Below are 12,230 nucleotides of genomic sequence, written 5' to 3'. Positions count from 1 at the left end.
GGCATTTTGGTGAAATTTACGGATCAAGAAACGAATACCTGAATAGTTGATTTTTCGACTATTGCAAAGGACGATAGACATATTTCGAGGTAAAAAAATGCAAGTTTCTGTTGAAGCCACACAAGGCCTAGAGCGTCGCCTAACAATTTCTGTACCTGCTGAGCAGATCGAGAACACTGTTAAAGAAGCATTAAAAAGCGAAGCTAAGCGTGCCCGTATCCCAGGTTTCCGTCCAGGAAAAGTACCTGTAAGCGTTATTAATAAGCGTTATGGTAATGCAATTCGTCAAGATATCACTGGTGAAGTGATGCAGCGTAACTTCGTTGAAGCAATCATTGCTGAGAAGTTAAACCCAGCAGGCGCACCAACGTTAACTCCTGGTTCAACTGAAGGCGAAAACTTTGAGTTTGTTGCTACTTTTGAAATCTACCCAGAAGTAGAGCTAAAAGGTCTAGAGTCAATCACTGTTGAGCAGCCTACTGCTGAAGTAACAGAAGCTGACGTTGACGCTATGATTGAAACGCTACGTAACCAACACGCTACTTTTGAAGTAGCAGACCGCGCAGCGGCTGAAGGCGACAAAGCTAAAATCAACTTTGTTGGTTCAATCGACGGTGAAGAGTTTGAAGGCGGCAAAGCTGACGATTTCGAACTACAACTAGGCAGCGGCCGTATGATCCCAGGTTTCGAGTCTGGTGTTGAAGGTCACAAAGCAGGTGAAGAGTTCAATATCGAAGTGACTTTCCCTGAAGATTACCACGCAGAAAACTTGAAGGGTAAAGTAGCAACTTTCGCTATTACTCTGAACGAAGTTCAAGCGGCTAACCTTCCTGAAGTTAACGATGAGTTTGCTACATTATTCGGTATCACTGAAGGTGGCATCGATGCTCTTCGCGCTGAAATCAGCAAAAACATGAGCCGTGAGCTTGAGCAAGCGCTTAAAGCGAATGTTAAAGAGCAAGTGCTTAATGGTCTAGTTGAGCAAAACGACATCGAATTGCCAACAGCACTAATCGACGGCGAAGTTGAAGTATTGCGCAAGCAAGCTATGCAACGTTTCGGCGACCAAGCTGCAAACATGCCTGAGCTACCAGCTGATCTATTCACTGAGCAAGCTGCACGTCGCGTTAAAGTAGGTCTACTACTTGGCGAAGTGATCAAGACTAACGAGCTTAAAGCTGAAGATGAGCGTGTTCAAGGTTTGATCGCTTCTATGGCTTCTGCATACGAAGATCCAAGTGAAGTTGTAGCATACTACAATGGTAACGAAGAACTTATGCAGAACATGCGTAACGTTGCTCTAGAAGAGCAAGCGGTTGAAGCTTTGTTAAAAACTGCAACTTTGACTGAAAAAGCAGTCAAATTTGAAGAATTTATGAACAAGGCTACAGGTCGCGCGTAACCATCGCTTGACTTAAATGGCTATTAGCCATTTATAATGGCTCGTATGAGGTTCCTCATGCGGGCCATTTTTATTTAGGGAAGTTAATCATGCACAAAGCGCCAGAATCAGTACTTAACGCACTCGTTCCTATGGTTGTCGAACAGACAGCTAAGGGTGAACGTTCATATGATATCTATTCTCGCCTTTTAAAAGAGCGAGTGATCTTTCTCGTTGGCCAAGTTGAAGAACATATGGCTAACCTTATCGTTGCTCAGTTACTGTTTTTGGAATCAGAGAGCCCAGATAAGGATATCTATCTATACATTAACTCACCAGGTGGCAGCGTGACTGCGGGTATGGCTATTTATGACACTATGCAGTTTATTAAGCCAAATGTGAGCACAGTGTGTATTGGTCAAGCGGCGAGCATGGGCGCATTTTTATTAGCAGGCGGTGCAGAAGGCAAGCGCCATTGCTTACCAAATTCAAGAGTAATGATCCATCAGCCATTAGGTGGCTTCCAAGGTCAGGCATCAGATATTGCTATTCATGCTCAAGAGATCCTGGGCATTAAGAACAAGCTTAACTCTATGTTAGCTGAGCATACTGGCCAGCCTCTTGAAGTGATTGAACGTGATACAGACCGTGATAACTTCATGAGCGCAGCTGAAGCTGCTGAATACGGATTGGTCGATTCAGTGATAGCAAAACGAGGCTGATTTTTACTCTCCTCTGAGCTATGCTCAAATATGAAGTAATGAAAAGATTTAGGCAGTAGGATTACTGCAAACAGAGGTAAAGTAATGGGTGAAGACAAAGGTAACGGTGACGGCGGAAAACTGCTGTACTGCTCTTTTTGTGGTAAGAGCCAGCATGAAGTAAGAAAACTCATCGCTGGGCCTTCTGTATATGTTTGCGACGAGTGTGTTGAACTCTGCAATGACATTATTAGAGAAGAGATTAAAGAGATCTCACCAAAGCAAGATCAAGACAAGTTGCCTACGCCTCATGAGCTAAGAGCGCATTTGGATGATTATGTAATCGGTCAAGATAAAGCGAAGAAGGTGCTTGCAGTCGCAGTGTATAATCACTACAAGCGTCTTAAAAATGCGAGCCCTAAAGATGGCGTAGAACTTGGCAAGAGTAACATCTTGCTAATTGGTCCAACCGGTAGCGGTAAAACCTTGTTAGCCGAAACGTTGGCACGTGTTCTTGATGTACCATTTACGATGGCAGATGCGACAACGCTAACTGAAGCGGGTTACGTAGGTGAAGATGTCGAGAACATCATTCAGAAGCTACTGCAAAAATGCGACTACGACGTTGAAAAAGCGCAACGTGGTATTGTCTACATCGACGAGATTGATAAAATCAGTCGCAAGTCTGACAACCCATCAATTACGCGTGACGTATCGGGTGAGGGGGTGCAGCAAGCACTACTTAAGCTGATCGAAGGTACTGTTGCAGCAGTACCACCACAAGGTGGTCGTAAGCATCCACAGCAAGAGTTTTTACAGGTTGATACCTCTAAGATCTTGTTTATTTGTGGCGGTGCGTTCGCTGGTCTGGAAAAAGTCATCGAACAGCGTGCTCATGTCGGTACTGGTATTGGTTTTGGCGCCAAAGTAAAAGGTGAAGCTGATAAGAAGACTATCTCGGATTCACTGTTAGAAGTGGAACCAGAAGACTTAGTTAAGTTCGGCTTGATCCCAGAGTTTATCGGTCGCCTACCTGTACTTGCGACACTGTCTGAGCTTGACGATGAAGCGTTAATCCAAATTCTGTCAGAGCCAAAGAATGCGATCACTAAACAGTTTGCTGCATTATTTGAGATGGAAAATGTAGAGCTTGAGTTTAGAGAAGATGCGTTAAAGGCGATTGCCCTTAAAGCGCAAACTCGTAAGACCGGTGCTCGTGGTCTTCGCTCAATCGTTGAAGGGATCCTACTTGATATTATGTATGATCTTCCATCGACAGATGATGTTGTTAAAGTGGTTATCGATGAATCAGTGGTTAAAGGTGAATCAACACCTATACTGATTTACGCTAACAACGAAGCGCAAGCTGCAACAGCTGAATAAAATTTCACCTATAGTTTGATGGTGAGTTGAAAAGGAGCCAAATTGGCTCCTTTTTTGTACACTTTTTTAAATAATTTTTTTTCGCCATTGAATCCTATCCAATCATCCCAATATACTCATTAGTAATCATAAAAAACGGAATCGAGCTATGACCCTAGAGCGTGATGCGCGAATCGAACTACCCGTACTACCACTAAGAGATGTGGTGGTTTATCCCCACATGGTAATTCCGTTATTCGTCGGTCGAGAGAAATCTATTCGTTGCTTAGAAAAAGCAATGGAGCAAGATAAGCAAATCATTTTAGTCGCTCAGCGAGATGCAGAGTTAGACGATCCAACTAGCGATGATATTTTTGACGTTGGTACAGTCGCGTCGATTTTACAGTTACTTAAGTTGCCAGATGGCACGGTAAAAGTATTGGTTGAAGGCGGGCAGCGTGCACGCATCGACAACTACTCTGAGCAAGATGAGATTTTTCAAGCGACTGCTCACTACCTTGAGTCAGAACCTCTGTCTGAAAAAGAAGAGGAAGTGCTTATTCGTACAGCTGTTGGGCAATTTGAAGGTTACATCAAACTCAATAAGAAGATCCCACCAGAGGTATTGACCTCGTTGTCAGGGATCGATGAAGCTGCACGACTTGCTGATACCATGGCTGCCCATATGCCACTTAAGCTTGAAGACAAACAGTCTGTGCTTGAAATGGTTAATGTTAGCGAGCGTATCGAATATTTGATGGCGATGATGGAAGCTGAAATTGACCTGTTACAGGTTGAGAAACGCATTCGTAGCCGTGTGAAAAAGCAGATGGAGAAGAGTCAGCGCGAGTACTATTTGAATGAGCAAATGAAAGCGATTCAAAAAGAGCTGGGTGATATTGACGATTCTCATGATGAATTTGAAAGTTTAGCGAAAAAGATTGAAGAGGCGCAAATGCCTACAGAGGCAAAAGAAAAAGCCTCTGCTGAACTGAATAAATTAAAAATGATGTCACCCATGTCTGCTGAAGCAACTGTGGTGAGAAGTTATGTTGAATGGATGGTCTCAGTGCCTTGGCATAAGCGATCAAAAATTAAACGTGACTTGGCTAAAGCACAAGATGTATTAGATACAGACCACTTTGGTCTTGAAAAAGTCAAAGAACGCATTCTTGAGTATCTAGCGGTTCAAAGCCGAGTAAAGCAGCTTAAAGGCCCGATTCTTTGTTTAGTTGGGCCACCAGGTGTAGGTAAAACCTCTCTGGGTCAGTCAATTGCTAAAGCAACCGGTCGTAAGTATGTACGTGTTGCCTTAGGCGGCGTGCGTGACGAGGCCGAGATCCGTGGTCATCGTCGTACTTATATTGGTTCAATGCCAGGGAAGGTTATTCAGAAAATGGCTAAAGTGGGCGTTAAAAACCCACTGTTCTTGCTCGATGAAATCGACAAGATGAGCAGTGATATGCGCGGTGACCCGGCTTCTGCATTGCTTGAAGTGTTAGATCCAGAGCAAAACTCAACGTTTAGTGATCACTATATGGAAGTCGATTATGACTTATCTGATGTGATGTTCGTGGCGACATCTAACTCGATGAATATTCCTGGTCCATTATTAGATCGTATGGAAGTGATTCGTTTGTCGGGCTACACCGAAGATGAAAAGCTCAATATTGCTAAGCAACACTTGCTGCCGAAGCAGATTGAGCGTAACGGCCTAAAAGCGAAAGAAGTGACAGTAGATGACAGTGCTATTATCGGCATTATTCGTTACTACACTCGTGAAGCGGGCGTACGTGCATTAGAGCGCGAATTATCAAAAATTTGCCGTAAAGTGGTTAAACAGATTTTGCTGGATAAGAGCATTAAGCACGTTGAAGTTAACCAAGATAACCTTAAGTCATTTCTGGGTGTACAGCGTTGTGACTACGGTAAAGCTGAGTCTAATAACCAAATCGGACAAGTTACTGGTTTGGCGTGGACTGAAGTTGGCGGCGACTTGCTAACGATTGAAGCCACTTCAGTGCTCGGTAAAGGCAAGCTGACTTATACCGGTTCACTTGGCGATGTAATGCAAGAGTCGATTCAAGCGGCAATGACAGTTGTTCGTGCGCGTGCAGAGCAGCTAGGCATTAACCCTGACTTTTACGAAAAGCGTGATATTCACGTGCACGTACCAGAAGGTGCGACACCAAAAGATGGTCCATCGGCTGGCGCAGCAATGTGTACAGCACTGGTATCGAGCTTAACAGGTAACCCTGTGCGTGCTGATGTAGCAATGACAGGTGAGATTACTCTTCGCGGTGAAGTATTACCTATCGGCGGGTTGAAAGAAAAACTACTGGCTGCCCATCGTGGTGGAACGAAAGTTGTTCTTATTCCAAAAGAAAATGAGCGTGATTTGGAAGAAATTCCTCAAAACGTTATTGCCGATCTGAAAATTTACCCGGTGAAATGGGTTGATGAGGTACTTAAGTTGGCGTTAGAGCGACCAGTTGAAGGCTTCGAAGTCGTAGAAAACGTGGACTAACGCAATAAATTGCAGGAATGCTTTAAAAAAACAGTAAAAAGGGCTTACCTAGCTATCAAGCTGTGGTAGCCTAAGTCTGTGGAGAGTCAGTCGCTCCAGCCCTTGGAGTGACTGGTTTTGAGTAGTATCCTAATTTATTTATTTGGTTTTCCTATAAGGCTTGAACTTTGGTTCTAAGCTTGTTATAAAAAGCCTCCGCAGACCGCTCTAGACAAGAATTTGGGTGCGGCGCACAAATTACATTCAAGGGGATGACATGAACAAATCTGAACTAATCGAGAAAATCGCTTCTGGTGCTGACATTTCTAAAGCGGCAGCTGGCCGTGCATTAGACTCTTTCATCGGCGCTATTACTGACGGCCTTAAAGAAGGCGATAAGATTGCTCTTGTTGGTTTCGGTACTTTCGAAGTGCGTCAACGTGCAGAGCGTACTGGTCGTAACCCACAAACGGGTGCTGAGATCAAAATCGCTGCAGCAAATATTCCAGCGTTCAAAGCTGGTAAAGCTCTAAAAGACGCTGTTAACTAATAAAGTTAGCAATGCAGCCTTTGTAAGGCTTTTGAAGAAAGCACTGATTGTCAGTGCTTTTTACAAATAGAAAGGGCACAAGTTAAGTATCACCTTAATTTTGCCAGCAGGAGTCTGAAGGTTTTTTATTTTCTCCTCCTTTAAATTACAAAAAGGCGCATCCAAACAGTGATGCGCCTTTTTATTTTATTAATCGCAACAAGCGAGAAGTCTGATGTTAGAAAAGATTCGCGAAGGCTCACAGGGTGTCATTGCTAAAAGCATATTAGTCCTAGTGATACTTTCATTTGCATTTACAGGTGTAAGTAGTTATTTGGGTTCTTCAACTGAGGTTGCAGCTGCTACCGTAAATGGTGAAGAGATCAGCAACTCAGCTTTAGAACAAGCATATCAAAACGAACGTAGTCGTTTGGAGCAACAGTTAGGCGACATGTTTGCCACCTTGTCTGCAGATGACAACTATATGCAAAGTGTTAAGCAAAGTGTGTTGGAGCGTTTAGTGGCTGAGAAGCTGCTGGATCAAAACGCAGCAGAGTTAGGATTGCGCGTATCTGATGCACAGGTTATCGCTGCTATCAAGGCTGAGCCAGCATTCCAAACTGATGGCCACTTTGATAATGACCGTTATCAAGCTATTTTGCGTCAGCTAGGCTACCAAGCCAACTCTTTTCGCGACATGATGCGTACTGATATGACTCGCCGCCAACTTGTTGCGACGTTAATAGGCTCTGAATTTGTTTTACCTGGTGAAGCTAAGCATTTAGCTGATCTTCAAGGTCAAACTCGTGACATTGATTACAAAGTTATCGATGCAACACCGTTCCTTGCTGATATCAGTGTGACCGATGAGCAGATCAAGACATATTACGATTCAAACCTTGGCCAATTTATTCGCCCAGAAGTTGTGAGTCTTGATTACATTGAACTTGATGCAAAAGACTTAGCTAGCGATGTAACTGTAACAGATGCTGACGCACAAGCTTACTACGACGAACACCAAGCTCAGTATACTCAAGCAGAGAAGCGTTTAGCTGCGCATATTTTAGTGCAGTTAGGTGATGATGATTCTGCAGCGAAAGCTAAAGCAGAAGCAATCTATAAGCAGCTTCAAGACGGTGCGGATTTTGCAGAAATAGCCAAGACTGAATCTGAAGATACCTTTAGCGGTGAGCAAGGCGGTCAACTAGATTGGTTTGAAGCGGGCGTAATGGAGCCTGAATTTGACCAAGCGCTATTTGCACTTAATAAAGGTGAATACTCAAATGTTGTGAAAACAAACTTTGGTTACCACATTATTAAGGCGCTTGATATTCAGCCTGGCGCTCAAGCACCATTTGCTGATGTTAAAGAGAAAATTATTGCTCAGCTGCAAGATAAGCAAGCGGTAGATAAGTTCTACGAGCTACAGCAAGTATTGGCTGATAGCAGTTACGAAGTACCTGATACGCTGGTTGAAGCGGCGAAGGATCTTGGTGTTGAAGTTCAAACCACCGCTGAGTTTACTCGTTCTAATCCGCCAGAACTATTTAGCAAGCCAGAGTTGCTCAATGAAGCATTCTCTTCGAATGTGCTACTCGATGGTATGAACAGTGATGTATTAGAAGTTGAGCCGAACCATGTTGTGGTTATTCGCGTCAATACCCATAAAGCGGCAGGCACAATGGATTTAGCTGATGTGCGTAATGCAATTGCTAACCGCTTAAAGCAAGAGCAAGCTAATGAAGCTGCACGCAAGCAAGCACAAGAGCTGATGACTGCTGTGGAAGCGTCTGGTGTACCTGCTGATTTTGTTGTTCAAGATAAGCTTGCACGCTTTGCTCAAGATGTAGATGGCGCGATTGTGAATAAAGCTTTTGCAATGGCACAGCCTACAGATAAGCCATCTGTTGATACTGTAGCGCTAGCAAACGGTTATGCAGTTGTTGTGTTGAAGCAAGTGAATGCGGCTGAAGGCGTTGATGCGTCTTTGCTTGATGCACTGAAGCAACGTTTGAGCTCTCAGTACAGTGAAAACGATTACCGCGCTGTGATTGCAACGCTAAAAGCTAAGGGTGAGGTTTTATACCCTGTTGCTGAATAAGAATTGCTGAATATGCGCTACTAATAAATAGCAGTGCGCCTCATAGAGGCATTAAAAAACCGGCTGAGGCCGGTTTTTTTATGGGCTGAATAAACTGCCACACTATGAAGCGCTCCGCTTTCACGGAGATCACGAAGGAGAGCAAAAAAGCAAAGCTATTATCTTATAGTTAATCTTGCCGATGGATTTCTTCGTGTAGCGCAGCGCTCTATGTCCTTCGTGGTGTATCGCATTGATTTTTAATTCAGAACTTTTTACCACGAAGCGGTTAGCTTTCACGAAGATAAAGATTAAAAGCTTACTGCTTTTTCTACTGCCCTCGTTGTTTTTTGGATGAAGCAATATTTAATTTCAACGGTACTCAGAGATAGGCCTGACGACAAAGTCAGTTAGGCACGCGGTAGGGTGAAGGAGCTTGCGAAGGCGCAATAAAAAACGCCGCAATGTACTATTGCGGCGTTTTATTATCGAACCAAACCTAGCGGTTGCTCGTTAAATTGAAACCACATCAAACTCAACATTTGGGTTGGCGTCAGCTTCGTAATCGATGCCTTCGATACCGAAACCGAACAGTTTTAAGAACTCTTCTTTGTATTCACGGTAATCGGTCAGCTCGCTTAAGTTTTCAGTGGTCACTAGTGGCCACATGTCACGGCAATGTTGCTGGATCTCTTCACGAAGCTCCCAGTCATCTAAACGAAGACGGTTTGAATCGTCGACATCAGCCGCAGTGCCATCAGCCTTGTATAGGCGTTCACTGAACATACGGTTGATTTGCTCGATACAGCCTTCGTGTAAGCCTTCTGCGCGCATTTTCTTAAATACCATCGCAATATATAGAGGCATAACAGGGATGGCAGAACTTGCTTGAGTCACAACACTCTTAAGTACTGCAACGTTAGCGCTACCGCCAGTAGCAGAAAGCTTAGTATCTAACGCGTGAGCGGCTCTATCGAGGTCCATCTTAGCTTTACCCAGTGCACCATGCCAGTAGATAGGCCATGTCAGCTCGGTGCCGATGTAGCTGTAAGCAACGGTTTTGCAGTTATCGCTTAACACGCCAGCTTCAGATAAGGCTTGCATCCATAGTTCCCAGTCTTCGCCGCCCATTACTGTGACAGTATCGGCAATTTCTTGCTCAGATGCAGGCTCTACCGTTGCTTCGATGATAATGTCTTTGTTGGTATCAACAGCGGTTGCAGTATAAGTTTCACCGATTGGCTTTAAAGATGAGCGAATTAGCTCACCACTGTCAGGCATTTTTCGAACAGGAGAAGCGAGTGAGTAGACCACCATATCAACCTGACCTAGGTCTTGCTTGATAATTTCAATCGCTTTTTGCTTTGCTTCGTGGCTAAAAGCGTCGCAGTTGATGCTTTTAGAGTAAAGGCCTTCTGCCTTAGCAAACTTGTCAAATGCCGCTGAGTTATACCAGCCCGCTGTGCCAGGTTTAGTTTCAGTACTTGGCTTTTCAAAAAACACACCTAACGTGGCGGCATCGCTACCAAAAGCGGCTGTGATGCGTGAAGACAGACCGTATCCACTCGATGAGCCAACGACTAATACTTTTTTAGGGCCGTTAGCAATTTTGCCTTTAGCTTTGGTAAAGTTGATTTGCTCAAGAACATTAGCTTCACAGCCAACAGGATGGGTCGTAGTACAAATAAAACCACGGATTCTAGGTTTGATGATCATATTTTTTGATTCTCTTAAAAAATTGTCTCTAGGATAATTAAACCGACATCAAATGGCACTCGTTTTTGTTGAAAATCGGCTTTTTTATCAGTGGTTGGAGCAGTTTACAGACTGGAAAAGAGGCCTTAGAGGCCTAATCCTACGAGTTTATGCCCAGTCAAAGCGAAACAAACCCTTGTTATTTTTTTCGGGTAAACAAACTTTGCTCTTGGATCAGCCTTTGGGTGTATTCATGTTGAGGTGCATTAAACAATTGTTCTGTAGTTGCTTTCTCAACCATCACCCCTTTTTTAAGTACCATTATTTTATCGCTGACATGGCGGATAATATTCATATTATGGGACACGAATATATAAGACAGCCCCATATCTTGTTGCAGTTCGAGCAATAGGTTTAAGATCTGTGATCTTACTGATAGATCGAGGGCGGTTAAGGCTTCGTCAGCAATGATAATTTTTGGGTCAAGCATTAAAGCTCTCGCTACGGCAACGCGCTGTTTTTGTCCTTCAGAGATCATATGTGGATAAAATTCAATATGCTCCGGTAATAGGCCAACCTTTCTAAGCTTATCAATCACCTGGGCCTTGCGTTCACGACTATCCAGTTTAGTATTAAATTTCAGGGGTTCATCCAACAATTCGCCAATGGTCAGCCTTGGGTTAAGTGAGGTATTGGGATCCTGAAAAATCATGCGGATCAGGCGACAACGCTGTTTTAGATCGTGTTTATCTAATGGTTCCCCTTCGAAGAAAATCTCTCCGCCACTTCTAATTTCCGCACCGACCAAAATTCGAGCTATTGTACTCTTGCCCGAACCCGCTTCACCAACAATGGCTAATGTTTCACCCTGGTTTAACTCAAATGATACCGGTGAAAGCGCCTTGTTGTATTGACGCTTAAAACGTTTGTAGCCAGCATAATAACTTTTACTGAGATCATTAACTTTAAGAAGTGGTGTCGTCATTGCATGGCTCACTGTGGTAGGGGAAATGACAAGCAAAATAGCGGCCTTTTTTATGGCACAAACTAGGTTTACTAACACAACGTTTCTGCGCCTGCGGGCAGCGCGGTCCAAGTCGGCAACCTATAGGCAGATGTTGCAATGCTGGCGACGATCCAGGTAAGGTTTTCATCACGGATTTATGGGCCAATACTCCGGAGTAGTCGGGCATATTATCGAGTAACGCTTTAGTATAAGGATGAAATGGTTGCTCGAGGAGTTCGGATGTCGGGCCCGATTCCATCACTTGACCGCAATAGAGTACGGTCAGCTGATCGCACCAGCCCGATAAGGTTTCTAATTCATGGCTGATAAGTAAAATGGATACATTGTGTAGTTGATTAAGTTTACTTAAAAGTCTAAATATCTGCGCTTGAGTGCTGATCTCCATCGAGTCTGTGGGCTCATCTGCAATCAATAGGCGTGGCTGATTGGCAATGGCCATTGCTATCATCACTTTCTGACACTCACCTGCAGAGAGCTCCCAAGCATAACTGCTCATGACCTCTTCAGTGTTTTTAATACCAACCTTATGCAACCATTTTTGCGCCGTTGCTTTACGCGCTTTATTGCGTTTCCAAAATGAAACTTGTTTATCTTGAGGCATGGCTTCAACGAGCTGACTACCCACTGTAATCGCTGGATCTAGGCTACCTGTAGGATCTTGGAATATGACTGCGATTTCACTGCCCATTAAATTGCGGCGCTGCTTGGTAGACATGTCCATTAGGTTTTGGCCATCCCACATCATACGATCAGCAGTAATGGTCCAGTTATGGCCAGGCACCCCTAAAATCGCGCGAGCGAGTAGAGTACGACCTGAGCCTGACTCACCCACAAGGCCGTGTAATTCGCCGGGGTTTATGGTTAAGCTAACGCGCTCCAGAGCCTTGACTCGCCCTTGAGGCGTATCAAGTTCAATGGTGAGGTTACGTATATCAAGTAAAGGCATAGT

General features: G+C 44.0%; 9 protein-coding genes. 6 read left to right on the top strand and 3 right to left on the bottom strand.

The genetic code is table 11. The features are described 5' to 3' along the window. The first annotated feature begins 97 nt into the window (after positions 1-97). The 6 genes from tig (at position 98) to ACVBIO_RS08925 (ending at position 8,580) form a co-directional block, all read left to right on the top strand. Positions 98-1,402, top strand: coding sequence for a trigger factor (gene tig / locus ACVBIO_RS08950; RefSeq protein WP_447161592.1), 1,305 nt, complete (start codon positions 98-100; stop codon positions 1,400-1,402). A gap of 89 nt (positions 1,403-1,491) precedes the next feature. Next, a complete protein-coding gene (gene clpP, locus ACVBIO_RS08945) occupies positions 1,492-2,103 on the top strand; it encodes an ATP-dependent Clp endopeptidase proteolytic subunit ClpP (RefSeq protein ID WP_447161593.1) in 612 nt (203 codons plus the stop codon). A gap of 84 nt (positions 2,104-2,187) precedes the next feature. Next, entirely contained in the window at positions 2,188-3,465 is a 1,278-nt protein-coding gene (gene clpX, locus ACVBIO_RS08940) for an ATP-dependent protease ATP-binding subunit ClpX (RefSeq protein WP_447161594.1), read from the top strand. Between the two features lie 148 nt (positions 3,466-3,613). Next, positions 3,614-5,971: an endopeptidase La gene (gene lon, locus ACVBIO_RS08935; protein ID WP_447172431.1), complete on the top strand. Its 2,358-nt coding sequence runs from the start codon at positions 3,614-3,616 to the stop codon at positions 5,969-5,971. Between the two features lie 256 nt (positions 5,972-6,227). After that, complete coding sequence (locus ACVBIO_RS08930; RefSeq protein ID WP_447161596.1) at positions 6,228-6,500, top strand: HU family DNA-binding protein; 273 nt, start codon at positions 6,228-6,230, stop codon at positions 6,498-6,500. 214 nt (positions 6,501-6,714) lie between these two features. Beyond that, positions 6,715-8,580 (top strand): SurA N-terminal domain-containing protein, encoded by a 1,866-nt coding sequence (locus ACVBIO_RS08925; RefSeq protein WP_447172430.1) that lies wholly within the window; start codon positions 6,715-6,717, stop codon positions 8,578-8,580. 492 nt (positions 8,581-9,072) lie between these two features. On the opposite strand, the gene fabV is transcribed toward ACVBIO_RS08925, so the two are convergent. The 3 genes from fabV to ACVBIO_RS08910 all read right to left on the bottom strand — a co-directional run bounded on the left by fabV (position 9,073) and on the right by ACVBIO_RS08910 (position 12,227). Next, complete coding sequence (fabV, locus tag ACVBIO_RS08920) at positions 9,073-10,275, bottom strand: enoyl-ACP reductase FabV (RefSeq protein WP_447172429.1); 1,203 nt, start codon at positions 10,273-10,275, stop codon at positions 9,073-9,075. 178 nt (positions 10,276-10,453) lie between these two features. Next, positions 10,454-11,239 carry a peptide ABC transporter ATP-binding protein gene (locus ACVBIO_RS08915; RefSeq protein ID WP_447161205.1) on the bottom strand — a complete coding sequence of 262 codons (786 nt, stop codon included), beginning with the start codon at positions 11,237-11,239 and terminating at the stop codon, positions 10,454-10,456. Continuing rightward, entirely contained in the window at positions 11,220-12,227 is a 1,008-nt protein-coding gene (locus ACVBIO_RS08910) for a peptide ABC transporter ATP-binding protein (RefSeq protein WP_447161206.1), read from the bottom strand. Before ACVBIO_RS08910 ends, ACVBIO_RS08915 begins: the two co-directional genes overlap by 20 nt. Positions 12,228-12,230: the final 3 nt, after the last annotated feature.

The organism is Shewanella sp. 0m-8 (genome assembly GCF_052977265.1).
The sequence above is the reverse complement of the archived record's forward strand: the minus strand, read 5'-3'. Positions and strand labels throughout refer to the sequence as shown.